Annotated in this window: 27 protein-coding genes; 18 read left to right on the top strand and 9 right to left on the bottom strand. The window is 27.5% G+C overall.

The genetic code is table 11. The features are described 5' to 3' along the window. Nucleotides 1–88: 88 nt before the first annotated feature. A complete protein-coding gene (locus GBG18_RS12255) occupies nucleotides 89–595 on the bottom strand; it encodes a CinA family protein (protein ID WP_152191463.1) in 507 nt (168 codons plus the stop codon). Nucleotides 596–685: 90 nt separating this feature from the next. Further along, a complete protein-coding gene (locus GBG18_RS12260; protein WP_152191464.1) occupies nucleotides 686–2,050 on the bottom strand; it encodes an FAD-dependent oxidoreductase in 1,365 nt (454 codons plus the stop codon). A gap of 279 nt (nucleotides 2,051–2,329) precedes the next feature. Here GBG18_RS12260 and ileS point away from each other — a divergent pair, with 279 nt between their 5' ends. The 4 genes from ileS (at nucleotide 2,330) to GBG18_RS12280 (ending at nucleotide 7,313) form a co-directional block, all read left to right on the top strand. Beyond that, nucleotides 2,330–5,059 carry an isoleucine--tRNA ligase gene (gene ileS / locus GBG18_RS12265; protein ID WP_152191466.1) on the top strand — a complete coding sequence of 910 codons (2,730 nt, stop codon included), beginning with the start codon at nucleotides 2,330–2,332 and terminating at the stop codon, nucleotides 5,057–5,059. A 121-nt stretch (nucleotides 5,060–5,180) separates the two neighbouring features. Beyond that, on the top strand, nucleotides 5,181–5,459 hold the full coding sequence (locus GBG18_RS12270; protein ID WP_152191468.1) for a NifU family protein: 279 nt from the start codon (nucleotides 5,181–5,183) through the stop codon (nucleotides 5,457–5,459). Then, nucleotides 5,459–6,049 (top strand): hypothetical protein, encoded by a 591-nt coding sequence (locus GBG18_RS12275; RefSeq protein ID WP_152191469.1) that lies wholly within the window; start codon nucleotides 5,459–5,461, stop codon nucleotides 6,047–6,049. Before GBG18_RS12270 ends, GBG18_RS12275 begins: the two co-directional genes overlap by 1 nt. Then, a complete protein-coding gene (locus tag GBG18_RS12280; protein WP_152191471.1) occupies nucleotides 6,033–7,313 on the top strand; it encodes a UDP-N-acetylmuramoyl-L-alanyl-D-glutamate--2,6-diaminopimelate ligase in 1,281 nt (426 codons plus the stop codon). Before GBG18_RS12275 ends, GBG18_RS12280 begins: the two co-directional genes overlap by 17 nt. A 15-nt stretch (nucleotides 7,314–7,328) precedes the next feature. On the opposite strand, the gene GBG18_RS12285 is transcribed toward GBG18_RS12280, so the two are convergent. The 4 genes from GBG18_RS12285 to GBG18_RS12300 are packed head-to-tail and all read right to left on the bottom strand — an operon-like array spanning nucleotide 7,329 to nucleotide 10,412. Further along, on the bottom strand, nucleotides 7,329–8,234 hold the full coding sequence (locus GBG18_RS12285) for a VWA domain-containing protein (RefSeq protein WP_152191473.1): 906 nt from the start codon (nucleotides 8,232–8,234) through the stop codon (nucleotides 7,329–7,331). After that, nucleotides 8,224–8,622, bottom strand: a complete 399-nt coding sequence (locus GBG18_RS12290; RefSeq protein WP_152191475.1) for a hypothetical protein — start codon at nucleotides 8,620–8,622, stop codon at nucleotides 8,224–8,226. Before GBG18_RS12290 ends, GBG18_RS12285 begins: the two co-directional genes overlap by 11 nt. Next, complete coding sequence (locus GBG18_RS12295) at nucleotides 8,622–9,455, bottom strand: DUF58 domain-containing protein (RefSeq protein WP_152191477.1); 834 nt, start codon at nucleotides 9,453–9,455, stop codon at nucleotides 8,622–8,624. Before GBG18_RS12295 ends, GBG18_RS12290 begins: the two co-directional genes overlap by 1 nt. A 3-nt stretch (nucleotides 9,456–9,458) precedes the next feature. Continuing rightward, nucleotides 9,459–10,412 (bottom strand): AAA family ATPase, encoded by a 954-nt coding sequence (locus GBG18_RS12300; protein WP_226896472.1) that lies wholly within the window; start codon nucleotides 10,410–10,412, stop codon nucleotides 9,459–9,461. A gap of 259 nt (nucleotides 10,413–10,671) precedes the next feature. Between GBG18_RS12300 and rpsB the strand changes: the two genes are divergently transcribed. The 5 genes from rpsB to gmk are packed head-to-tail and all read left to right on the top strand — an operon-like array spanning nucleotide 10,672 to nucleotide 14,672. Continuing rightward, nucleotides 10,672–11,457 (top strand): 30S ribosomal protein S2, encoded by a 786-nt coding sequence (gene rpsB / locus GBG18_RS12305; RefSeq protein WP_152191479.1) that lies wholly within the window; start codon nucleotides 10,672–10,674, stop codon nucleotides 11,455–11,457. Nucleotides 11,458–11,459: 2 nt separating this feature from the next. Then, a complete protein-coding gene (gene tsf, locus GBG18_RS12310) occupies nucleotides 11,460–12,506 on the top strand; it encodes a translation elongation factor Ts (protein WP_152191481.1) in 1,047 nt (348 codons plus the stop codon). A 32-nt stretch (nucleotides 12,507–12,538) separates the two neighbouring features. Then, nucleotides 12,539–13,222, top strand: a complete 684-nt coding sequence (locus tag GBG18_RS12315; protein WP_226896473.1) for an ABC transporter ATP-binding protein — start codon at nucleotides 12,539–12,541, stop codon at nucleotides 13,220–13,222. Continuing rightward, nucleotides 13,219–14,058: a hypothetical protein gene (locus GBG18_RS12320; protein ID WP_152191483.1), complete on the top strand. Its 840-nt coding sequence runs from the start codon at nucleotides 13,219–13,221 to the stop codon at nucleotides 14,056–14,058. Before GBG18_RS12315 ends, GBG18_RS12320 begins: the two co-directional genes overlap by 4 nt. Continuing rightward, entirely contained in the window at nucleotides 14,058–14,672 is a 615-nt protein-coding gene (gene gmk, locus GBG18_RS12325) for a guanylate kinase (protein ID WP_152191509.1), read from the top strand. Before GBG18_RS12320 ends, gmk begins: the two co-directional genes overlap by 1 nt. A gap of 3 nt (nucleotides 14,673–14,675) precedes the next feature. Here gmk and GBG18_RS12330 read toward each other — a convergent pair whose 3' ends face one another. After that, a complete protein-coding gene (locus tag GBG18_RS12330; protein WP_152191485.1) occupies nucleotides 14,676–16,298 on the bottom strand; it encodes an EAL domain-containing response regulator in 1,623 nt (540 codons plus the stop codon). A 96-nt stretch (nucleotides 16,299–16,394) separates the two neighbouring features. Between GBG18_RS12330 and GBG18_RS12335 the strand changes: the two genes are divergently transcribed. Continuing rightward, a complete protein-coding gene (locus tag GBG18_RS12335; RefSeq protein WP_152191486.1) occupies nucleotides 16,395–18,833 on the top strand; it encodes a heavy metal translocating P-type ATPase in 2,439 nt (812 codons plus the stop codon). An 8-nt stretch (nucleotides 18,834–18,841) separates the two neighbouring features. Then, on the top strand, nucleotides 18,842–19,093 hold the full coding sequence (gene ccoS, locus GBG18_RS12340) for a cbb3-type cytochrome oxidase assembly protein CcoS (protein ID WP_152191488.1): 252 nt from the start codon (nucleotides 18,842–18,844) through the stop codon (nucleotides 19,091–19,093). 20 nt (nucleotides 19,094–19,113) lie between these two features. Here ccoS and GBG18_RS12345 read toward each other — a convergent pair whose 3' ends face one another. Continuing rightward, nucleotides 19,114–19,401: a c-type cytochrome gene (locus tag GBG18_RS12345; protein ID WP_152191490.1), complete on the bottom strand. Its 288-nt coding sequence runs from the start codon at nucleotides 19,399–19,401 to the stop codon at nucleotides 19,114–19,116. A gap of 192 nt (nucleotides 19,402–19,593) precedes the next feature. On the opposite strand from GBG18_RS12345, the gene GBG18_RS12350 reads away from it, so the two are divergent. The 7 genes from GBG18_RS12350 to GBG18_RS12380 all read left to right on the top strand — a co-directional run bounded on the left by GBG18_RS12350 (nucleotide 19,594) and on the right by GBG18_RS12380 (nucleotide 24,833). After that, nucleotides 19,594–20,196, top strand: a complete 603-nt coding sequence (locus GBG18_RS12350; protein ID WP_152191491.1) for an ATP-binding cassette domain-containing protein — start codon at nucleotides 19,594–19,596, stop codon at nucleotides 20,194–20,196. Next, complete coding sequence (hemH, locus tag GBG18_RS12355) at nucleotides 20,183–21,109, top strand: ferrochelatase (protein ID WP_152191493.1); 927 nt, start codon at nucleotides 20,183–20,185, stop codon at nucleotides 21,107–21,109. Before GBG18_RS12350 ends, hemH begins: the two co-directional genes overlap by 14 nt. 8 nt (nucleotides 21,110–21,117) lie before the next feature. After that, complete coding sequence (amrA, locus tag GBG18_RS12360; protein ID WP_152191495.1) at nucleotides 21,118–21,663, top strand: AmmeMemoRadiSam system protein A; 546 nt, start codon at nucleotides 21,118–21,120, stop codon at nucleotides 21,661–21,663. Then, nucleotides 21,663–22,457 carry an AmmeMemoRadiSam system protein B gene (amrB, locus tag GBG18_RS12365; RefSeq protein ID WP_152191497.1) on the top strand — a complete coding sequence of 265 codons (795 nt, stop codon included), beginning with the start codon at nucleotides 21,663–21,665 and terminating at the stop codon, nucleotides 22,455–22,457. Before amrA ends, amrB begins: the two co-directional genes overlap by 1 nt. Beyond that, nucleotides 22,458–23,213, top strand: coding sequence for an ElyC/SanA/YdcF family protein (locus GBG18_RS12370; RefSeq protein ID WP_152191499.1), 756 nt, complete (start codon nucleotides 22,458–22,460; stop codon nucleotides 23,211–23,213). It begins immediately after the preceding gene. Between the two features lie 64 nt (nucleotides 23,214–23,277). Continuing rightward, on the top strand, nucleotides 23,278–24,021 hold the full coding sequence (locus tag GBG18_RS12375; protein WP_152191501.1) for a metal ABC transporter ATP-binding protein: 744 nt from the start codon (nucleotides 23,278–23,280) through the stop codon (nucleotides 24,019–24,021). An 11-nt stretch (nucleotides 24,022–24,032) separates the two neighbouring features. Then, a complete protein-coding gene (locus GBG18_RS12380) occupies nucleotides 24,033–24,833 on the top strand; it encodes a metal ABC transporter permease (protein WP_152191503.1) in 801 nt (266 codons plus the stop codon). A gap of 12 nt (nucleotides 24,834–24,845) precedes the next feature. On the opposite strand, the gene GBG18_RS12385 is transcribed toward GBG18_RS12380, so the two are convergent. Then, nucleotides 24,846–26,654: PLAT/LH2 domain-containing protein (locus tag GBG18_RS12385; protein ID WP_226898706.1), on the bottom strand; the 1,809-nt coding region annotated here is incomplete at its 5' end.

Below are 26,654 nucleotides of genomic sequence, written 5' to 3' on the forward strand. Positions count from 1 at the left end.
GGGAGATGCTCTACCAGCTGAGCTAACGGGTCACTATTATCTTAAGAATATTTTCTTAAAATGGAGTGGAATTATAATAGATTTATTTTTATTTGTCAATAGTTTTTTGAATAAATTTATAAATTTTTTTAAGCCCCGTTTTTGCTGCTTGAATTTGTACTTCTTCTCTACTTCCTTTGAAAGAATATATATCGACTTTCTTTACATTAGATGGCCCTATACAGCCTATTACAACAGTCCCAACTGGTTTTTCTTTTGAACCACCTCCTGGACCTGCAATACCAGATACTGCAATTGCATAATCTGCATCAAATTTTTCAACAATTCCATCAAGCATTTGACTTACAACTTCACAACTTACTGCACCATAATTTTCTAGTGTAATATTTTGAACATTAAGCTCTTGATTTTTTACTTTATTGGAATAACTTACTATTGCACCATTAAATATATCTGATGAATTAGGTATTTTAGTAATCATATGTGCAATTAATCCACCTGTACATGATTCTGCTGTTGTAATTGATTGTTTTTGTTCTCTTAGTATATTTTGAAGTGTAATCATATCATTTTCATTAAATATCTCATCATACATTGTTATTGCCTTTGTAAGTGTTTTAATTTATAAATGAATTTGCTTATAAGTAATAGAGTAAGAAAATATACTTACTCTATTATGTAAAGATTATGCTATTTCAGGATCAGTTAAATCTGCTAAGAATTGTTCTTCATCAAATTCTAAGTTTAAGTAATCACAAACAACTTTTATATCTCTTTCTGCATTTCCTAAACAAGAAGTTGCTCCTGGAGATGGAGTCATATTAAAGATAATACCATTACCTTCGCTAAGTGATGCTTCACCTAACATTAATTTTTTCTCTTTCTTATCTAAAACTTGAGGTCTAACACCACCAAATCCTTTTGCATATTCGATATCATCTTTTGTTAATGATGGAACAATTTTTTGTGCATCTTTAACAAATAGACCTTTGTTGATACCTGGTACTTCAAATAAGAAGTTTTTAAATACATAATTTCTAATATCAGAATCTTTTAATAAATCCCAGAATATTTTAAGAATACTTCCATCAATGTTCATTGTTTTAATACATTGACCAACTGATGCTAAGCCTTTGTATCTTTCTAATACACCAAGTGCAAGTGCAGTTGGTCCAAATCTTGTTTTACCATCTTCTAAAATATCTGGATCACCATGTAATGCAGCAAATGGTAATTTATCATTTTGTACCATATATACTTTACCGTTTAAGAATTCACCACTTGTAATATAGAATGAACCAGCCATTGATAAAGAACCCATGTGTTTACCGTAACCCATTTTATGAGCTAAATATAATGAGTGAGCCCCAGCATTTACTACAACAAAATCAGCAGTATAAACAGTACCATTAACAGTTGTTAATTTATATTTATCACCAATTTCTTCAATTTCTTCAACTTCAGAGTTATAGAAAATATCAGTAGTTTTTGATTCATCAGCAGCTTGACCAGCTTTTGCTAATTCTTCAGTCATTGCACCAAAGTCAACAGTAGTATATTCACCTTTTGCACCCATTGCTACAATAGGTTCTGGTCTTTCAATTGTTTGTTCTTTATCAGCCCAAACTAATTTAGGTTCTAATTCTTTTAAATCTTCTTTAGAATATAATTCTAAATAAGGGAAAAGTTCTTTAAATGATTCATATCTATCTTTGATAAATTGAACTTCTTCTTCTCCAACACCTAAAGCCATTTTTTGGTGTTTAAACATGATTTTTTCTTCTAAACCATATTGTAAACAGAACTTTTCAATCATTTTTGCAGTTCTTTTTGTGATTTTAGCTTTATCTAAAGTATAGTTTGTTTCGATATCACCTACATGAATTGTCTGTGAATTACTTGTACCTTTTGAGTTTAATGTTGCTAATGCTTCATATTTTTCTAACATACAAATATTTTTTGCTGTTGAATACTTTGCTAACTCATAGAATAGAGCAGCTCCAGAGATTCCTCCACCAACTATTACAACTTCATAATGTTTTTCATTCATGTATACTTCCTATGTATTGTTTAATTATTAGAAGATATTAGCACATTAATCTTGTATTTAATCTAAATATTTTTAGAAATTGTGCAATAAATATATAAAATATAGAGTTTGGTAACACCAATTAAACTTATCTAAGAATTTTGAATGTACATTAAATGTACATTGGTGAAAAAAGTTGAACTTAGTAAAAAGTAGATTATATTAAATTTATTAATTTTTGGATATAATCTACGATTTAATGAAAAACAATAAATATTGATAATTGAAGGTATTATGAAAATGGATTATAAAGATAGTTTACTATTACCAAAGACTGCGTTTCCAATGCGAGGGAATCTTCCTCAAAATGAACCAAAAAAGTATAAACAATGGGATGAACTAAAAGTTTATGACAGAATGAAAAGCAATAGAGAGGGAGCAGAATCTTTCACTTTACATGATGGACCACCATATGCAAATGGTCATATTCATATTGGACATGCCTTAAATAAAATTTTAAAAGATATTATAAATAAATTTCACTATTTTGATGGAAAATCAATCAGATATGTTCCAGGATGGGATTGTCATGGTTTACCAATAGAGCAAAAAGTTGAAGAAAAGATTGGAAGTACTAAGAAAAAAGAACTTCCTAAATCTAAGTTAAGACAGTTATGTCGTGATCATGCAGGAAGATTTGTTGATATTCAAAGAGATGAATTCAAAGCTTTAGGTGTTATTGCTGATTGGGAAAACCCTTACTTAACAATGGATTTCAAATTTGAAGCAAATATTTATAGAGAACTTTGCGCAATTGCTAAACAAGGTTTATTAGTTCAAAGATCAAAGCCTGTTTATTGGTCATGGGCTGCTCAAACTGCATTAGCAGAAGCTGAAGTAGAACATGAAGATAAAGTATCTCCATCAATTTATGTTGCATTTAAGCATGAAGCACTTGAAGCAAGTGTAATTATTTGGACAACAACTCCATGGACACTTCCTGCTAATACTGGTATTTCATTAAATGGTGAAGAAGAGTATGTATTAACTAGTGATAAATTCATTGTGGCAAAAAAACTTTATAATTCACTTATTGAAAATGAAGTAATAAAAGGTGAGATTGTAGATTCAGTTAATCCAAGTGATTTAGAAAATACTTTTGCAATCAATCCATTAAATGACAGAAAATCTAAAATTATTTTAGGTGAACATGTAATGATGGACAGTGGTTCAGGAGCTGTTCATACAGCACCAGGTCATGGTGAGGACGATTATAAAGTAGGTTTAAAATATGACCTTGATGTAATTATGCCAGTAGATGCATATGGAAAATATGATCAAACAATTGTAAGAGAAAAACTATTTAGAGATACTGATAAATATTTAGGTATTAATGTATTTAAAGCAAATGAACCAATTTTAGAAGAGTTAGGTGATGCTTTATTAAAAAGAATTGATATTACTCACTCTTATCCACATTGTTGGAGAACGCATACACCTATTATTTTTAGAGCTACAAAACAGTGGTTTATATCTATTGATGATGAGTATGGTGAACAAAATAAAACATTAAGAGAAAATGCTCTTAAAGTTGTAGAAGATTTAACTTTCTATCCTGAGTGGGGAAGAAATAGATTAAGATCAATGTTAGATGGTCGTCCTGATTGGTGTATCTCAAGACAAAGAGATTGGGGAGTTCCTATTGCATTCTTTAGAAATAAAGTAACTGATGAAATCATTTTTGATGAAAAAGTATTAAATTATACTGCAATGATTTTTGAACAAAAAGGTTGTGATGCTTGGTATGATTTAGAAATATCAGAATTACTATATCCAGGTTCTGGTTTAAATCCTGATGATTTAGAAAAAACTAAAGATATTTTAGATGTATGGTTTGATTCAGGTTCTACTCAAAATGCAGTTTTAAGATCTAGAAACTATGATGCTGGAACTTTCCCTGCTGATATGTATTTAGAAGGAAGTGATCAACATAGAGGTTGGTTCCAATCTTCACTTTTAACTACTTTAGCATCTTCGGAAATTGCTCCTTATAAATCAATTTTAACTCACGGGTTTACTGTTGATGAGAAGGGCGAAAAAATGTCTAAATCAAAAGGAAATGTTGTTGCTCCTGATAAGGTTATGAAACAATATGGTTCTGAGATTTTAAGACTATGGGTTGCTATGAGTGACTATCAATCAGATTTAAAAATCTCTGATAACATTTTAAAACAAAATGCTGAGTTATATAGAAAAATTAGAAACACTGCTAGGTTCTTACTTGCAAATGTTACTGATTTAGAAGAGATTGTATCAGTTGATAAGATGGGTCCTTTAGATAAATGGGTTCTTTCACGTGCTAAATCTGTATTTGATGAAATCCAAGCTTCATTTGAAGTGTATGAGTTCTCAAAAGGTTTAAATAAATTAAACAACTTTTTAGTTGTTGATTTATCTGGTATTTATTTAGATGTTTGTAAAGATAGACTATATTGTGATGACAAAAATGATATTCATAGACTTGCATCTCAAAGTGCAATGGCTTTAATTGCTAAAAAGCTAATTTCAACTTTAGCTCCAATCTTAACATATACAATGGATGAGTTATTAACTTATGCACCAGAGTTTATGAAAGAAGATTGTGCAGATATTTTTGATTATACAAAAGCTGAATTACCAAGTATTGAAAACAATATTAATGAAGAAATTTTATTATTAGCAAAAGAGAAATTCTCAGAAATAAAAGATGCATTAAGTAAAGAAAAAACAATTAAATCTACATTAGAATTATCTATTTATACAGATTCTTCTGATATTCTTGCTCTTGATAAAGTTGAAGCTTCAGATTGGTTCTTAGTTAGTTCAATTACAAATACTAAGCAAGATTCAGAAGTTTTAGGTACATTTAAAATTGAAGATAATACTTTTGAAGTTTATAAAGCAAATGACCATAAATGTCCAAGATGTTGGAAGTTTACGGCAAAAGAAGAAGATACACTTTGTTCAAGATGTGATGAAGTTATAAAGTAGGAAAATATGTTTCAAGAAGAAGTAACATTAACATTTATATTTCAAACAATAGGAGCTATTTTAGTTCTTACTGCTCTTGGAATATATTTAGTGAAAAAAAAAGCAAAAGAGGAAAAATAATATGATGCCATTTTCAGATGAAGACTTACAATCTCCTGTAAGTTCGATTATAAAAACAAAAATTGCTCCAATGCTAGCGCGTGACGGTGGTGCAATACAATTATTAGAGATTAGAGATGCAAGAGTTTTTGTACAACTACAAGGTTCATGTGTTGGTTGTAGTGCAAGTGGAAGTACTTTAAAATATATTGTTGAAAAAGAGTTAAAAGCTGCAATTCATCCTGATTTAGAAATTGTTAATGTTCCAATTGGTATGGAAGATAAATTAGAGGAATTTTAATGATAAATGAAAGTAGATTATTAAATGATGCTAATAGCTTTTTTCTACAAAAAGATTTTGAAAAAGCTATGTTTATATATGCTCAATTATCATCAACTTTTAAAGATAATAAAGAATACCCTATTTATGCGTTGTTTTGTGATATAGCAAGTGAAGATGAAGAAAAAGCACTATCTTTATATGACTATTTTTCTGTTGTAAAAGAAGAGAGTTTAGATGAAGCTATTAGATATGTTGAAGATATAATTGATGCGTATGATGGTGATATTGATAAGATGATGGAAGTACTTAAAGATTTAAGTCTTTCAACTGTTGATGCTTTAGATGCAATAAAATATGAAGATTTTAAGAAATTAATAAATTCTAGGGGTTCTTTTAGAATTGCCTTTGAAGATATTATGTTTTCAACAAAAGTAGCAATTGAAAATAAAGATGATTTTTTTGATTTTGTAACTAAGTTAATAGATAATGATTTTAATAATACAGCATATACTTATTTAGATGGATTTAATGAGTACTTTGCTTATGATGATGAAATTGAGAAATTATATAAAAGATTAGAAGAGAAAAATTTTGCAGCTAACAATTAATAATAAAGTATTTACAGATAATTCAAATGAAGCAAATGAAAATTCTGCTTTTGTTGTTTCTTCACAAAATGAAAGATTTAGACAAAGTGCAATTGATAATGGATGTAAAGAGATTATTGAATCAAAAGATTTAAAAAACTATCTTGATATGTCTGCTATTAAAATTATTGGAATTACTGGGACAAATGGTAAAACAACAACTGCAGCTGCTATTTACTCTATTTTATTAGATTTAGGATATAAAGTTGCACTTCAAGGAACTCGTGGTTTTTATATAAATGATGAAAGAATTGAAGAGTACTCTTTAACAACACCAATTCAATTAGGTAATTTTGCACATATTCAAAAAGCAATGAATAGTGAATGTGATTTTTTTGTAATGGAAGTAAGCTCTCATGCAATACAACAAAATAGAATTGAGGGTTTAAATTTTGAACTTAAAATTCATACAAATATCACTAGAGACCATTTAGATTATCACAAAACTATTGAAGAATATATCAATATTAAAAACTCATTTTTTACTGATGAAACTAAAAAGTTAATCAATAAAGATGATAAAATTGTAAAATATAATCCTAAAAATGGATTTGCATATTCACTAGATGAACCATCAACTTATAAAGTTGGAGCATACTCTTTTAAAAATGGAATGCATGTAATGTTTTCACATTTCGATCAAATGCACTCTTTTTCATCTTCTATGATGGGTATTTTTAATGTATACAATTTAATGGCAGCACTAAGTGCAGTACATATAGTAACTTCAAAACCTTTAGATGAAATCTGTGAAGCTGTTGAAAACTTTGCAGGAGTTAGTGGTAGAATGGAAATCATCTCTTCTGAGCCTTTAGTAATTGTTGATTTTGCTCATACTCCTGATGGAATGAAAGAGGTTTTACAAAGTTTTGCTCATAAAGACATCATTTGTGTCTTTGGAGCAGGTGGAGATAGAGACCAAGATAAACGTCCTTTAATGGGGCAGGTTGCTGCAAATTATGCTAAGCACATAATCGTAACTTCTGATAATCCTAGATTTGAAGACCCTGATTTAATTATTGAAGATATTTTAAAAGGTATAAAAAACCATCAAAGTGTTCAGGTTGATATAAATAGAAAAGAAGCTATAAGAAAAGCTATTGAAATGGCAAATGAAGATTCTGTAGTTTTAGTTCTTGGAAAAGGCGATGAAGAAGCTCAAATTATTTATGATAAAAAGATTCCTTTTTCTGATAAAGAAGAGATTTTAAAGTATATCAAATAAATATACTTTAATCTTTTACTCTTTATTTTTTAAATATATAAGAAATATAAGAGCAAAAACTGCAAAAAATAGTGGATAAAAGAATAGGTAATCTTTTAATATTATTTTATTTTGATCAATCTTTGATTTCTCTAACTTATTAATATCATCATAAATTACTATTAAATCATCTTTAGAATAAGCTATATATGATTTTGCATTTGATTGCTGTGATATTTGGTTTAAAACTACACTATTAGAATTCCCAATTCCAATTGTATATGCTTTTACATTATACTTTTTAAGAAGTTTAATAACTACTTTTAATGGAATTTTACTAGCAGTATCTACACCATCACTTAAAACTATAATCACATTTGATGAAGCTTCTTTATCTTTTAATATATTTACACTTCTAGCAATTGAGTCTAAAAGTGCTGTTTTTGTACCTGCCATTCCTATTTCTAAATAATCAATTATCTCTTTTTGTGCATTTTTATCAAAGCTAAGTGGACTTGCCATCATTACAGAATCTCCAAATATTACTAGTCCAATATTATCTGTTTTTCTTTTTGATATAAAATCTTTTACAATCTCTTTTACAACATCAAACCTATTTTTACTTCTATCGTCTTTATCTAAATCTTGATACTTCATAGAACCACTTGCATCTAGATTTAAAAGTATATTTATTCCATCATTTTTTATAAGTTGGGTATCTTTTTCTTTTACAGGAGAGGCTAGAGAAATTATTGAAAGACAGATTATAAAGTACTTAAGTATATTTATTACTAAGTTAGATTTTTCATTAGATTTTTGAAATATATTTAAATGAGGAATGTAATAACTAGGACTCTTTGCTTTACAATATATTGAGCAAAGAATAAATACAAAAACTAATAATAAAACATATGGATACTCAAAAGTTATATTATTTAACATCTAATATATCCAATAATGTTGTAAGTTTATTCTTTATATTTGTATCAATACTTGAAACATCTTTTTTATATTTATACTCTTCAAGGTCATTTATTAATTCGCCTGCCAATCTTTTTTCTCTATCTTCATTTACTAATAATCTTAAATATTTCGTAATAGTATAAGCATCTTTTTTAGGCTCTTTAAACTCTATATCTTTTAAGATATTAAAATATATTTTTCTTTTGCTTCCTTTTTTATTTTTAAAATATTTAATTATAAAAATAACAATAACTAAAGCTACAATAAACCCTAAAAGAATCAAAGCAAAATAAATAAATATTGAGTTATCAGGAATTTTTACAATATCTTTAATATCATGAATTTTTAAAGCAATATTTTCATTCATTATTTCAATAATCCTATTAGTTTTTTAACTGGGTCTTCATCTGTATATATTTTGACAAACCTAATAGCATTATCTTGAAAATGAGTGAATAGTTTATGGTCATTTTCTTTTACACTTTTTATATAAGCTTCAATAGTATTAGTATTTAATAAACCCTCAAAATTTTGATTTGTACTTGGGTCATTAAAGTTTACATTTCCTAATTCAATTGGTTCTTCTTCAAATTTATCTCTTATAATGATTGCAAAAATCTCATGTTTTTTTGATAATAGTTTTAAATCAAGTTTTTCAATATCAAAAAAATCTCCAAGCAAAAAGATTATTGATTTATGATGAATTGTTTTAAATAGTTCATTTGTTATGTGTGGATAATCAATGGTTTTTCCAATAACATTATAATTAAACATTTGTTCAGCCATAAAGTTTACATTAAAAATTTGCTTAGATTTTTTTGTACAAACTTTACAAGTTTCATTTGCAATATATGAAGCAAAAGGATCACCTTGCTTTACACATATAAATCCTAAAGTACTTGCGATTTGCGTTATTACATCTTGTTTAAATCTTTTTGTTCCAAAATAAGTTGAGCCATTTAATAAGCTTACTATTTTTATATTTAACTCTTTTTGTGTATGAAAAACCTTTACATAAGGTTTTTGCATCTTTGCACTTATCATCCAATCAATATTTTTTACATCTTCTCCATACTCATACTCTTTTAATTCACAAAAATCATATCCTTCACCTTTTTGTAGTGAAGTATTATTTCCTATGATTTCTGAGAAAACTTGCTTTTTAGTTTTTATAAGTATTTTTTTTAAAGATTGATTCATTACTTATGGAATATCTATTTTTTCTAAAATTTTTTGAATCACACTATCTACATTTATCTCTTTTGCTTGTGCTTCATAAGTTAATATAATTCTATGTCTTAAAACATTTTTTATAACCATTGTAATATCAAGAGGTGAAACGTAATCATTTCCTCTAATAAAAGCATTTGCTTTTACAGCTTTAAACATATCAATAGTAGCTCTTGGACTTGCTCCAAAATGAATGATGTCTTTTAACTCTTCTAAATTATAATCACTTGGATTTCTTGTAGCATCAATAATATTTACAATATACTCTTCTAATTCTTTATCTATATGAGTATTTAAAACTTCTTCTTTTAAAGCTTCTAAAGTTTGCTTATCAATGATTTTATTAATTGGTTCAAAAGAGTTCATTGTAACTTTTTTTGCAATTTCATACTCTTCTTTCTTATTATTATAATCAACTACAATTTTAAACATAAATCTATCAAGTTGTGCTTCAGGAAGAGTATAAGCTCCTTCTTGCTCAATGGGATTTTGCGTTGCAAGAACTAAAAAAGGAGTATCAACTTTAAAAGAATCTTCTGCAATTGTAACTTGTCTTTCTTGCATAACTTCAAGAAGTGCAGATTGCACTTTTGCAGGAGCTCTATTAATTTCATCAGCAAGTAAAAGGTTTGTAAAAATTGGACCTCTTTTGATTTTAAACTCTGCATTTTTCATATCATATATTTGTGCACCAATAATATCACTAGGTAATAAATCAGGAGTAAACTGTACTCTTTTAAAATCTAAATCAATTGAATCAGCAACTGCTTTTACTGCAGTTGTCTTTGCAAGCCCTGGAACACCTTCTAATAAAATATGTCCATTCGTAAGAAGTCCAATTAAAATTGAATTAATCATCTCTTCTTGGCCTATAACACCTTTGTGAATCTCTTCTCTTAAGTTAGTTAATTTATCATGAAAACTCAAATATAACCCTTGTTTTTAATTGATTTATTCTATCAAAGATATTATTCTAAAAAGTTAAAATACTCATTATTAAAACTCTATATTTAAAATTTTTATACTCTTAAAGAAAAATTAAACTTAACTTAGATAAAATCACGGTTCTAATTTCGTATTAGAAACCTCACATGTATCAATCCTGGTATGGGTTGTGACTAGACTTGTCTAGACATTAAGGGATACAGAGGCTAAACCCAAATTAAAAATATACAAGGAAATTGTCATGGTTACAATGAAAGACTTATTAGAATGTGGTGTACACTTCGGACACCAAACAAGAAGATGGAATCCAAAAATGAAAAAATTCATTTTCGGTGTAAGAAAAAATATTTATATTATTGACTTACAAAAAACACTTAGATACTTCAGATACACTTATAATGTAGTAAGAGATAGAGCTGCTGAAGGTCAAACAATGATCTTTGTTGGTACTAAAAAACAAGCTAGCGAAGCTGTTAAAAGAGCTGCTGAGAATTGTGGTATGCCTTACGTTAACCATAGATGGTTAGGTGGAATGCTTACTAACTACGGAACAATTAAAAAATCTATTAGAAAATTAGAAATCATCAAAAAGATGAGAGAAGAAGGTCAATTAGACTTACTTACTAAAAAAGAAGCATTAATGCTTACTAGAAAAGAAACTAAGTTAGAATTATACCTTGGTGGAATTAAAGAAATGCACACTATTCCAGACATGATGTTTGTATTAGATGCTGTTAAAGAAAAAATTGCTATTCAAGAAGCAAGAAGATTAGGAATTACTGTTGTAGCTCCTTTAGATACTAACTGTGATCCAGATGTAGTTGATTTACCAATTCCAGGTAATGATGATGCAATTAGATCAATTCAATTATTCTGTAACGAAATGGCTGCAGCAATGAATGAAGGTAAAGCATCAAGAGAAGAAGAAGTTGTTGAAGAAGCTCCTGTTTCTACTGAAGAAGCGGCTGAAGTTGTAGCAGAAGCTGTAACTGAAGGTGAAGCTGAAGTTAAGACTGAGGAAGCGTAATTATGGCTGGTGCAACTCCAAAATTAATTAAAGAATTAAGAGCAATGACTGGTGCAGGTATGCTTGATTGTAAAAATGCGCTTAATGAAACTGAAGGTGATTTAGATAAAGCTGTTCAAAACCTAAGAGAAGCTGGTCTTGGAAAAGCTGCTAAAAAAGCTGGAAATGTTGCTGCTGAAGGTGTTATTGCTGTTAAAGTTAATGCAGATAACACACAAGCTACAATGTTAGAGCTTAATGCTCAAACAGATTTTGTTGCTAAAAATGAAAACTTCTTAAACTTAACTCAAGAGATCGTATCTCATGCACAAGAAAATGGAATTACTGATGCAGATGCATTAGCAGCTTCATCAATTAATGGTGTAGAGTTTAATGAGTTCTTAAACGGAAAAATTGCTACAATTGGTGAAAACTTAGTTGCAAGAAAAGTTACTTCAATTACTGGTGACGTTGTAAACGCATATGTTCATACAAATGGTAGAGTTGGAGTTTTATTAGCAGCAACTTGTGATGAAGCAGCTAAAGAAAAAACATCTGCATTATTAAAATCATTATGTATGCATGCATCTGCAATGAAACCAACAGTAATTGCTTATACTGATTTAGATCCTGCATTTGTAGAATCTGAAAATAAAGCAATTGTTGCTGAAATTGAAGCTGAGAATGATGAGTTAGTTAGATTAAAAAAACCATTAAAAAACATTCCTCAATTCGTTTCTAGATCACAATTAACGCAAAGCGCAGTTGAAACTGAAAAAGAATCAATGAAAGCTGCATTAATTGCACAAGGTAAGCCTGAGAAAATTATTGATAATATTATCAAAGGTCAAATTGCTAGATGGATTGATGATAACTGTCAATTAGATAGCAGATTTGCATTATTATCACAAGCTTACGTAATGGATGACAAAAAAACTGTTGAAGAAGCAATTGCTGACGTTGACGCATCTATTAAATTAACATCTTACATCAGATTTGAACTTGGTGAAGGTATTGAGAAAAAAGAAGAAGATTTTGCTGCAGAAGTAGCTGCACAAATGGCTAAATAGTAAAAATCTAATTTTATACAAAGGATCACTTCATGAGCGATAAACTAAAAAGCGAGTCTCTCATGACAGATGATCTTTTGCTTCAAGCAAATAACATCTCTCATAAGTTCGATTATGAACTATTTAACAATATTACATTATCTCTAAAGAAAAAAGAATCAATTGCAATTATAGGTATGAGCGGAAGTGGTAAATCTACTTTTTTAAATATTTTATCATCATTATTAACTCCTTTTTCAGGTGAAGTTCTTTATGATAATAAAAATCTATACTCTTTAAAACAAAAGAAACTTCTAAATATTAGAAGAGAAGATTTTGGTATAATTTTTCAAGCACATTATTTATTTAGAGGTTTTACAGCAAGTGAAAATTTGGATATTGCTACACTTTTAAGTGGAGAAGAAGTATCACAAGAACTACTTGAAGATTTAAAAATTGATCATGTTTTAAAGCAAGGTGTTGGAGAGTTAAGTGGTGGACAACAACAAAGACTTTCAATTGCAAGAATAATGACAAAAAAACCAAAAATCATATTTGCTGATGAACCAACTGGAAACTTGGATAAAGATACTGCAAATATTGTAATGGAAACACTATTTAATTATATTAAAAATAACGACGCAGGTTTAATACTAGTTACACATGAAAATGAACTAGCTAATAAATGTGACAAAGTATATAAATTAGAAAACTTAATACTTCAGGAGATAAAATGAATTTGCTATTAATCTGTGAAACTGCAATAATAGAGCAAATTTTTTCACTTGTATGTAAAAAGTTAGATATAGATTTAACAGTTAGTAAATCCAATGATGTAAGCGAAAAATATGACTTAATAGTTATTGATCAAAACTTCATAGATGATAAGTTTAATATAATTAAGCAGTTTTCGAAAAAACTAGGTGCAATTTCAAGTGAAGAATTACCTTTTGATAAATCACGAGACTTTATAATTCCAAGACCTTTTTTACCTACAAAACTACAAGAGATTTTAAAAGAAGAACTAAAAAATATTATTGAAGATGATGAAATAGCATCAAAAGAAGATAATAAAGTAAATACTTATATAGATGCAAATGAATATAAAAATCAAAATGAAGACATGTATGAAGAAGATGAGGATGTTACTGTTCCTATTATCACAGATTATGTTGAATCTTTAGCTGAAGATGTTTATTTAGATATTGAAGATGATAATGATGAGAGTATTGTTTCTTTAGCTTCATTAAATAATGGAGGAATTTTAGATAATTTAGAACTATCTAAAATCAATGATATTCTAAAAGAAGATGTAATACATAATGAAGTTATGAATAAAAATGACTGGCAAAATATTGCAGATATTATTGATGATGCTTTAGATGAAGTAAAAGAGTATGAGTTTGATTTAAACCAATCTGAATCAAATAACAAGCCTTTAAATCTTGTATTGAGTAATTATAATATTAATGAATTAAAACCCTTACTTGAAAAATTTAATCAAGAAACGATTGATAGATTATCTCATGGTGAGAGTATAGATATTAGGCTAGTATTAAAGGAAGAGAGTTGATTAGTGAAAAAAAAGGTGCGATATTAATATTATCAGGACCAAGTGGTTGTGGTAAATCTACTTTATTAAAAGAAGTTTATAAAGACATTGGTGATTATTACTTTTCAATCTCAACAACTACAAGAGAACCAAGAGTAGGTGAAGAAAATGGTATTGATTATTTTTTTGTGACAAAAGAAGAGTTTGAAAAAGATATAGAAGATAACAATTTTTTAGAGTATGCTTTAGTTCATGATAATTATTATGGTACATCTTTAAAACCCATTAATAAAGCATTGGAAGAAAAGAAACTAGTTATCTTTGATATCGATGTTCAAGGACATGAATTAGTAAGAAATAAACTTGATTCTATTGTAACTTCAGTATTTATTACAACACCTTCTTTAAAAGTCTTAGAGGATAGATTAAATAGTAGAAATACAGATGAAAAAGAAGTAATTGAAAATAGAGTTAAAAATGCTAAAGTAGAAGTTGAATATTTTAGAGATTATGATTATTTAATTATAAATGATACTTTAGAAGAAGCCTCAAAACAATTAGTTTCAATTGCTAATATTACAAGAATTAAAACTAAACTATTTGATAAAGATTCAATAATATCAAGTTGGTTATAAAACCTACTTGATTTTTTCATAACCAACAGGCCTGTCAAAGTAATAGCCTTGGCAATAATCTATTCCTAATGATTTAACTTTTTCATAAATTTCTTCGCTTGAAACATATTCTGCTACAGTTTTCACACCAAACTCTTTTGAGAAGTTTGCAATTGTACTTACTATAATTTCTAAATCTTTTGATGTTGTAATATTTTCTATTAGTGAACCATCAATTTTAACAAAATCAATATCTAATAGAGTTAATAAGTTAAAGTTTGAATACCCAGCACCAAAATCATCAACACCGACTGAACAGTCAAATTTTCTAACATTTTCAATAAATCTTGTTACCTCATTAAAATCTGAAATCTCTTCTGATTCTAAAATTTCAAACTCTATAAGATTTGTATACTCTCTATTTTCTTCTAAGATATCATAAATAAATGAAGTAGTTTCATCATTTGCAATATCATCAAATGAAATATTTACTGAAACTCTTTTATTTTTATCTTTAATTAATTTAAAAGAATCATTAATAATAATTTTTATGATGTTAGGATAAAGTTTTGTTCTTTTTGCAACATCTAAAAATTGTGCAGGTGCGATCTCTTTTCCTTCATGAGTTATGTATCTAATTAATGCTTCATATTTATAAATTTCTTGTGTTTGTGCATTTACAATTGGTTGAAAATAGGCTCTAAATAAGTTGTCTCTAAAACCAATTTTTACTTGCTTAACCCATTTTATATTCTCTTCAAAAGACTTTTGGATATTAAATGATTCATTATAAATCATTATTCTTTGGAGTTTTGTTCTTGCATAATTTATAACTCTTTGAGAATATTTATAGGCAATTGCTCCATTTCCTTTTGCAATACCAATAGTAATATTTATATCAATCTCATTTTCATTAATATATACAGCCTCTTTTTCAATCTTATCAGCAAAAGCAAGACAAAGGTCATAAAAATCATTAACATCTAAATCTTTATTAAGGGATACAATTGCAAATTTATCAGCATCCATTCTATAAATAGAAAAATCTTTGCTACTAAAATAATTCTTTAAAGAATTAGCTACTTCATATAAAATTATGTCACCATTTTTTTCACCAAAAAGGTCATTTATTGTTGAAAACTCATCTATATCTAGAAGAGCCATTAATTCAATATTATTACTTTCAAGGTCTTTTTTCAATCTATTTCTATTAGGAAGATTAGTTAAAGTATCAATATATAATTCTTTTAATTCATGGTATAAAAGTGATTGAGACATAACTTGTAATAGCTTTGCAATGTCTATTGGTTTTAGTACATATTTATCAATACCAATGTCAATGGCTTCTAATAAATACTCTTTGTTTGAAAATGCAGTTGCAACTATTATAGGAATATTTAGGTTGATTTTTTTTATCTCTTTTACCATTTCTAAACCATTTAAAACTGGCATATTTACGTCAGTTATTATTAAGTCAATTTCGTTTTCATGCTCTTTAAATAAATCAAGTCCTTCTTGACCATTTTTTGCAACGAATTGTTTTTTTGTAAAGCCTTTTAAAATTTGATGAGTAACTTCTCTTAAATCTTTTTCATCTTCAGCGTATAATATAGTAATATTTTTTAGTATAGATATATTGTTTATCATTAAGAATCACTCCAATGTTATTAAGGTATAATAACATAATTAAACATAATAAATAAAGCGAAATCAATAAAATAATATAATAATAGGAAATCATTAGTGCCCCAAGTAAAATGTAATCATTGTCATTTGAGTTTTGATGATGAAGTAATGATAAAAGAAAAAGAATTGAATTTTTGTTGTAAAGGTTGTCAAGGAGTTTACCATTTACTTAAAAGTGACGGTTTAGATTCTTTTTATGATAAATTAGGGAACAAAACAATAACTCCTCCTTTAAATTTAGAAGATGATGATATTTCAAAATTTGATACTCCTAGTTTTATGAAAAATTATACAAGTTTAAATAAAGATGGCTTTTATGAAGTTGATTTAATTATTGAGGGAATTCATTGTGCTGCTTGTGTTTGGTTAAATGAAAAAATACTTCATGATACAAAAGGTTTGATTGAAGCTAATATAAATTTCACTACTAATAAAGCAAAAGTTATTTGGGATGGTGATGAATTAAAACTATCTGATATTATTTTAAGAATTAGATCTATTGGTTATAACGCTTATGCATACGATTCTTCTGTTGCAGATGAAAAAGCTACAAAAGCAAAACGAGAATACTTTATAAAAATGATGGTTGCCGTAATTGCAAGTATGAATATTATGATGTTAAGTGTTGCAAAATATACTGGTTTTTTTACAGGAATTACACCAGAAGTTATGAATATGATTCATATTGGAGAGTTTCTTCTTTCAACTCCTGTACTGTTTTATTCTGGATGGGTATTTTTTAAAGGTGCTTATTTCGGATTAAAGAATAAAATGCTAAATATGGACTTTCTTGTAAGTTCAGGGGCCCTTTTAACTTATATCTATTCTTTATTTATTCTCTTTGGTGCAAAAGGAGAAAGTTATTTTGACTCTGTTGCTATGATTATTACCTTTGTATTAGTTGGAAAATATCTTGAAGTAATAGGTAAAAAATCTGCTGTTGATACACTTGATAAAATTAAATCTTCTCTACCTTTAGAAGCTGTAGTTATTAAAGGTGAAAATAAAAAACAAGTAGCTTTAAATAGCATAAATATTGGGGATATTATTGAGATTAAAACAGGAGAAAAAGTTCCTGTTGATGGAGTTATAATTAAAGGTGAGGGTGCTTTTGATGAAGCTAGTTTAACAGGTGAATCTCTTCCTATATTTAAAAAAATAGGAGATAGTGTTTATAGTGGAACAATAAATACAAATAATCTTATTCACTTTGAAGTTACAAAAGATTTTAAAAATTCTACATTTTCATCAATTGTTACACTGCTTGAAGACTCATTAAATTCAAAACCAAAAATTCAAGATAAAGCAAATGAAGTATCTAGAGGTTTTACTGTTTCCATTTTAACTCTATCTTTAATAACTTTTTTAGTTTGGTACTTTTTTGGTTTAGACTTAGGTTTTGATTATGAGGGAACTAGTCACTTTGAAAAGTCATTTATTGTAGCAATTTCTGTAATTGTTATTGCTTGTCCTTGTGCTCTAGCACTTGCAACTCCAATAGCAAGTTTAATAGGAATATCAGAGTTAGCAAAAAAAGGATTACTGTTTAAAGAAGCTAAGTTTATTGAATCTTTGGCAAAAGTAAATAGTGTTGTATTTGATAAAACTGGAACTTTAACAAAAGGTGAATTAACAGTAGTAAAAGCTTTAATCCTTAATGAAGATATTGAAAAATTAAACTTACTATATTCTCTTTTAGATACATCAACACATCCTATTAGTAAATCTGTAAAAAAATATTTATTATCTAAATATGATTTAAAATTAGAAAAACTAAGTAATATTAGAAATATTGATGCAAAAGGAATGAGTGCACAGTTTACAAATTCTGAAGGTAAAGCATTAAGCTTAATTGGTGGAAATTTAGATTTAATTTTAGAAGAAAAAATAAAATATGATTTAAAAGTTGAAAATAGTGTATTTATTTTTGCAATTGAAGATGAAGTAATTGCAAGTTTTGAACTTGTAGATGAAGTAAAAGATTATGCAAAAGATTTAATACAATATTTGCAAAATAAGAACATTGAAGTAATTATGCTAACAGGTGATAATGAACAAGTTGCTTCAAAAGTATCATCACAGTTAAATATTAAAAAACATCTATCAAAACAAACACCTATAAGTAAAGCTGCATATATTAAAAGTTTAAGAACTAGTGGTAAAATAGTTGTAATGGTTGGAGATGGAGTAAATGATAGTGTTGCTTTATCAAATGCTGATGTTGCAATTGCTATGGGAACATCTGCTGATATATCTATGGCAGTTTCTGATATAGTTTTACTAAACTCATCTTTAACTTCATTAAAAGATGCATTTGAAATTTCAAGTAGAACTTATAACTTTATAAAGCAAAATTTAGCTATATCTTTAGTATATAATTTAGTTACAATTCCTTTTGCAATGCTTGGATATGTAATTCCTTTAGTTGCAGCTTTATCAATGAGTTTAAGCTCTTTACTTGTTGTGCTAAATTCACTTAGAATTAAAATCAAATAGGATAAAAAATGATAAACGATACACTTTTTTTTATGTTAATAGTTGGAATAATAATATCAGCAGGATTACTACTTTTATTTGTTTGGGCTGCAAAAAATGGTCAATTTGATGATTCAAATAAACTTATTGATGGAATGCTTTTTGATAGTACAGAAGATTTAAATGATGCAATAAAAAAAGAAAATAAAATTAAAGAAGCCAAAGAAGCTAAGGCTTTAAAAGTTGAAGAAAAAGAAAAAGCTAGTCAAAAAAATGACTAGCTTTTAAGAGGTAAAACTAATTACATTGCTGCAATTTGTTTTGCTAAATCAGCGATATCAGCGTCAGATAATTTCATTACTTGACCTTTCATAACACCTTTCATAGCTCCACCATAAGAACCATCTTTATATCCGTTTAATGCAGCAGTAGTTTTAGCAACATCCCACCCAGCAATAATTGCAGATTTTCCTAAAGCTTTTTTCTCAGCTTTTTGACCGTGACATGCAGCACATGATGCAAAAGATGCAGCAGATAAAGTTACAGCAGTCGCAGCTGCTACTAATGTAGTTAATACAAGTTTTTTCATTGTTTTCTCCTTAATTTTTAAAGCAATATTTTAGCTTTACTTTTATTTTGCTTAGCTTAATTTTATCAACTAATCTAAGTTACAAATAAAAGTGTTACATTTAATAGTAGATGAATTGTGTATAAAAAATTAAATTTTGCAAATATAAAGGCATATTTTTATATAGTATCTTTTAAATTTAAGGTGATAATATTGAATAACGAATTTATTTTAGATATAAAAAATCTAGATTTTTCTTATAAAGAAAATACTCCTATTTACAAAAACTTTTCATTGTCTTTAAAGCAAGGAGAACTTGTAACAATTTTTGGGAAAAGTGGAAGTGGAAAGACTACTCTTTTTGAGTTAATAATGGGAACAATAAAACCACAAAAGGGAAGTATAGAAAAAAAAGAATTAAGTCTTATTTTTCAAGATCCATACAACTCTTTTCATCCAACATACTCTATAATTGAACAGTTAAAAGATGTAGTAAAAAGAGATTTTTCAAGTGAAATAACAAGTTTTTTAAGTGAGCTTGATTTAGATAAAAACTTACTTGATAAAAAACCTCATGAGTTAAGTGGTGGACAGTTACAAAGATGTTCAATTCTTAGAGCACTTTTAATGAAACCAAAATTATTATTAGTAGATGAGCCAACATCTGCTTTGGATAATATTATTGCTTATGATGTAATGAAACTTCTTATAAAATATTTAGATTCATGTGCAATATTATTAATAACACATGATGAACAAATGGCAAAATGGTGTAGCGATAAAATAATAAGGTTAGAAGAAAATGAAAACAAATAAAGCATTAGTTTTACTTAATATGGGTGGAGCTAGAAGTAAAGATGAATTAAAAACTTTTTTAACAAATATGTTCAATGATAGAAATATATTAACTATCAAATGTGGCTTTTTTAGAGGTTTAGTTGCTTCAATGATTGTAAAAAGTAGATTAAATTCTGCATGGAAGAATTATGAAGAAATAGGAAGTGAAACTCCTTTACATAAGTTAACTGAAAAATTAGTAGATAAATTAAATACTAATCTTAAAGGGTACAAAACTTATCAAGTTATGAGATATACTCCTCCTTTTGCAAGTGATGTAATAAAACAAATGGAAGAAGATGGTATTGATGATATTACAATACTGCCTTTATATCCTCAATATTCAACTACAACAACAAAATCATCTCTTGAAGATTTTGAATTATATTCAGATGACAAATTTACTACAAAAATAATTAAAACTTTTTATAAAAATGAAAAGTTTAATAATTGTATTGTAGATGAAATTATGAGTCAAACTGATACTCCACAAGAGTATAATTTAATTTTCTCAGCTCATGGTTTACCTCAAAAAATAGTTGATGCAGGTGATCCTTATGAAAAACAAATGAATGAACATGTTGAAATCTTAAGTAATATGTTAAAGAAAAAAGGAATAAATTTTAACTCAATTTCCCTAGCTTATCAATCTAAAGTAGGGCCATTAAAATGGTTAGAGCCATCTCTTGATGATGCATTACTTGATTTTAAAGATAAGAATGTGATTATTTATCCTTTAGCTTTTATCGTTGATAATTCAGAAACAGATTTTGAACTTAATTTAGAGTATAGAGAAATAGCAGAAGAAATAGGTGTTGGTGATTATAAAGTTTGTAAGTGTGTTAATGATAGTGACTTATTTATAGAAGCAATAAAAGATATTATAAAATAAGGATTTATATGAGTAATGATATATTATTACAAATTGCACATGATTCAATTAGATCAAAATTTGATGAGAGAGTAAAAATAGATAAAGAAGAGTTACTTAAAAAATATCCTTTTTTAGAAGAACCAGGTGCTTGTTTTGTAACTTTAAACTTAAACAATGAATTAAGAGGTTGTATTGGTAGCTTAGAAGTATATGGTATGTTAATTGATGATATTGTAGAAAATGCTTATAATGCAGCCTTTTTAGACCCAAGATTTTTAGAATTATCTGAAGAAGAGTATAAAAAAATAGATTTAGAAATATCTATTTTAACTCCAGCTTTAAAACTAGAGTATACAAGTTTAGAAGACTTAAAATCCAAAATTAAAGTTGGTGTTCATGGTGTTGTTTTAGAAGATGAAGATTCTCGTTCAACTTTTTTACCGCAAGTTTGGGAACAAACTCCAACTTTTGAAGAGTTTATTAAAAAACTATTACACAAAGGTAGTTTTGATGAAGATGCCTTAGAAAAAGGTATTGATGTATCTATTTATGAAGTTATAAAAGTAAAATAATGAGTATTAGAAAAACTGTAGTTGCTGGAAGTTTTTATCCAAATGATAAAAATGAACTTCTTAGTTTAATAAATAGTTTTTCTAAATCAGAAATTAAAAGTATTGTAAAAAGTGAATTTCGACATATAAATGCAATAATTACTCCACATGCAGGTTTTACTTATAGTGGAAGATTATCTAATCTCTCTTATTTTTTAGCATCAAAACAAAATCCTAAAAGAGTGATAGTAATAGGACCCTCGCATAATGCTTTATTTGAAGGTTCTCATATTTGTTTAGATGAGATGTATGAAACACCTTTAGGGAATATTGAAGTAGATTTAGAGTTTTCAAAAACTTTAAAAAGTAAGTATACTTTTATAAATTCAAATGAAGAGTGTGCCTTTGAACACTCAACTGAAACTCAAGCTCCTTTTATTAAACACTATTTTTCAAATGCAAAAATAGTAGAGATAATATATGCAAAGCAAGATTTTAATATTTTAAGTGATGTAATAGATGAGCTAATAAAAGATGAAAATAATCTTCTAGTAATAAGTACAGACTTAAGTCATTTTCACTCTTTAGAAAAAGCAAAAGAACTTGATACTTACTGTATAAATGCAATTACAAAAAAAGATATATCACTTTTAGAAATAGGCGAAGCTTGTGGAAAAATAGGAATAAAAGCTATTTTAAAAACTGCTGTTAAAAAATCACTTAAAACAAAAGTCTTAACTTATAGTACAAGTTATGATGTAAATAATGATAAATCAAGAGTTGTAGGCTATGCAACTGCACTTATAGGAAAATAGATGTTTGTATTTAAAAAAATTGTTTCAGCTTTTTTATTGCCAGTTCCAATTGGTCTTTTTTTACTTTTTTTAGCTCTTTTCTTTTTACTTACAAACTCTTATAAAAAAGCAAAAATATTTCTAAGTTTAGCTTTTTTATGGTTTGTTCTTTTATCTTTCCAACCTATCTCAAATGCAATTATAAGCCCTTTAGAAAATTCACATAAAGCACTACTTGATATTCCAAAAGTTGAGTATGTATTAGTTTTAGGATCAGGACATAATACAAATGAAAATTTAAGTATCACATCTCAACTTTCAAGTGTTGCAAGTGTACGAATTAATGAAGGGATTAGAGTTTATAAAGTAATAGAGAAAAAAGATGAAAATGTAAAGATTGTGTTTTCTGGATATAAAGGATTTGATAAAAATCATCACTCTTTTATGGCTTCAAATCTTGCAATTTCATTAGGCGTAAAAAAAGAGAAAATTTTAGAACTTCAAAAGCCTGTTGATACAAGAGCAGAAGCAATTGAGATGAAAAAGATTGTTGGTAATAAAGCTTTTATTTTAGTTACAAGTGCATCTCATATGAAACGTTCAATATTACTATTTAAAAAATTAGGACTAAATCCAATTGCAGCTCCAACATATCATTTAGGATATGAAGATAAATCCTATAGTTCTATTTTTTCAAGTGAGAATTTATATAAAGTAAAAGTAGCTTTTCATGAGTATTTAGGACTGATCTGGTCTTATATTAGAGGATACATCTAAATAAAGAGATAATTTAACCAAAAGTTCGATAAAATTGCAACTTTGTTGCAAATAAAGGTAAATATTGGAAATATTAAATATAAAAGAACTATCTTATTCTTATCAAGAAAACTTTAAAGTTTTAGAAAATATCAACTTAACAATTGAAAATGATGATTTTTTAGCAATTATTGGTCCAAATGGCGGTGGAAAATCAACGCTATTAAAACTTATTTTAGGTTTATTAAAACCTCAAAATGGACAAATAATAAAAAATATAAAAAACGAACTTATTGGTTATGTTCCGCAAAATACAAACTTAAATCTTGACTTTCCTATTACTGCATTAGAAGTTGTTTTAATGGGACATATAGGAAATAAAAAAAAGCTCTTTGGATATAACAAAGAAGATACAGCTTGTGCGATGCAGTCACTACAAAAAGTTGGAATGCAAGATTTTGCAAATAGAAAAATAGGAGACTTATCAGGAGGTCAAAGACAAAGAGTGTTTATAGCTCGTGCTTTATGTTCAAACCCAAAAGTAATGCTTTTAGATGAACCAACTGCAAGTATTGATGTAAAAGGTCAAAATGAGATTTATGAACTGCTAAAAGAGTTAAATAAATCTATTTGTATTGTTGTAGTTAGTCATGATATTTCTATTTTATTAAATTATGCAAAAAATGTAGCACATGTAAATAAAAATCTTGTTTATCATGGTTTAGAAAAAATACAAAAAAATATTAATACTACAGACGAACATTTATGTGAAGTTGAACTTTTATCAGCTTTAGGTAAAACACAAGTTTGTTGTGACCATAAACACTAATAGGAGAGTAAATGTTAGAAATATTAGAATATGATTTTATACAAAATGCACTACTATCTGGTGTTTTGATTTCAATTGCTGCAGGAATTATAGGTTCACTTGTTGTTGTAAATAAAATTACTTTTTTAACAGGTGGAATTGCTCATAGTTCGTATGGTGGAATTGGAATTGCTATTTATTTAGGTCTACCTGTACTTTTTGGTGCAACTATATTTGCAATTATAACAGCTGTGATTATTGCAATACTAACACTTAATAATAGAAATAGAGTAGATGCAATTATTGGAATGATGTGGGCTTTTGGTATGGCTATAGGAATTGTCTTTGTTGATTTAACTCCAGGATATAATGTAGATTTAATGTCTTATTTATTTGGTTCAATAATTGCTGTTTCAAGTGATGATATTTTGTATATGACTCTTTTAGATGTGTTTATTATCTCAATAGTTGTATATTTTTATAAAGAGATATTAACAGTTTCTTATGATAGTCAATTTGCAAGATTACGTGGAATTAATGTAAAGTTTTTTTATACACTTATTTTAATACTTTCAGCTTTATGTGTTGTTGCAGCTATTAAAGCTGTAGGGCTTATTTTAGTTATTGCCTTACTTACAATACCAACGTATTTAGCTGAAACCTTTGCAAATAGATTATCTTCAATGATGATATTAAGTTCAATCCTTGCAACAATATTTACTATAATTGGACTTGGAATATCATACGTTTATGATATTAGTTCAGGTGCTAGTATTATTATTGTTGCAGTTGTTATTTTAACAATTGTAAAGCTTATACGAAGAAATAAGTAGAACCCTAAGGTTCTACTTTTTATCTAGAGTAATTTCTCTTTTTATTTTTTTATCTCCAGTTGTTTTTGCAAACCATTTATTTACTCTTTTAGACCAAGCATTTGCCTTTTCACCTTGTTTTGTTCCCTCTTTAATATAAATACTACGTAAGTGCCATCCTGGCTTTGACTTACTGTTATCATGTCTAATAACAACACTTTTTATATCTCCAAAATATTTACTTACAGGTATATTTTGAATTGTTTTAGAGCCTCTTTCAAAGTCATCACAAATAGTATCTATGTGATACTCTGGACTTTTCCAATTATCTCCTTTTAAAGTAATAAATACTTTTGCACTTGTACCTGCTTTTTTTATGTCACTTGTATTCATTTCAATTTGATAATGTTTTAATTGTTTACTAGGAACTAAACCATCCTCAAAACTACCACTATTTTTCATATTAACAACTCTTACTCTACCACTATATTTATCTAATAAAAATAGTTTTAACTTACCATTTCTTGCTTTGAAATATTGAATATTACTCCATTGTTCAGTAGGTACAATCCCCATAGCAAAACTATTTCTAAAGTAGTTTTCATCAATTAATTTACCTATTTTTGCATCATTTTTTAAATTATTGATTTCATGAACATGCATAACTCCATTTCTGCTAACTGCTTTACTAATAATTAAAAAGGATTTTTTATCAGAATCTTTAAATATATTTAATCTAACCCAACCTGCTGACCAAGTTTTTTCTTCTACAGGTTCTAGTTTAAATTTGTTGTTTTTTAAATAGAATTTATATTGAGAATAGATAGTTTTTTTACCTGTATCATTTATTCCATAAATATAAACAGCATTGTCTGTTTCAAGTACTTGAATATCAGTACCTACAATTGATGCTTTATTTTTTAAGAACTCTTTTTGATCTACTACAATATCTCCAAGTGTTCCATCACTTTTCATTTTTCTTATATTTACTACCCCATTATCTCTATTTAAAATTACATATGTGTTATTTTTTAAAGTGAAAAATTCAATTTTCTTCCAACCTGCACGCCAATCATGTTTATCAATAACTTTTCCTATTGTTCCATCATCATTTACTTTATTTATATGTACTAAACCATTTGTATAGTCATCAGATGTTCCTGCTTTCATTAAAAAAAGATAGGTTTTACCTTTAACTTTATAAAAGTTTATATTACTCCAACCCTTTGACCAGTCATATTTAGCAATATTACTACCAATACTACCATCAGCTTTAATTTTATGGATATGAACTGTTCCATTTTTATATTTAAGTAAGAACAAGTATTGTTTTCCATTTATTTCAAATATTTTACTATTCCAACCACTTGTCCATTTATCACTACATAAAACTGAATCACTTTTTAAACTTATAACTGTTCCTGAAACATAACTTGAAGCATATTTTTTACCCCAGTAAGAGCTCCAACCTAAAATTTCTAAGCTAGTAAATGAAACATAATGCTCTTCTCCTCTAGTAAGGTCTAAATATGCAATATTTGTATTTGCAACATCTATATCACCATTTGTTTTATATTTACAAGACATTCCTACAATTGTAACCCAATGATTACCATCATTTATAAGTGCAACTACAGGCATAGCTCTTCTTAAATGATGTCTAATCTTTTCAATAACAGATGTGTTTGTTCCTTTATTATGTCTAATAATATTATTCTCAACAGTTTTTCTTTGTTTTAAATTTTTTAAAACTAACTTATCTAAGCCTACTGCTTCTTGTGCTGGTGTAGTAAAGTAATCATCCCCTGGATTAAAGAATATGCCACCTAGTAAAAGTTTATT

The organism is Poseidonibacter ostreae (assembly GCF_009208075.1).
Classification (GTDB): domain Bacteria; phylum Campylobacterota; class Campylobacteria; order Campylobacterales; family Arcobacteraceae; genus Poseidonibacter; species Poseidonibacter ostreae.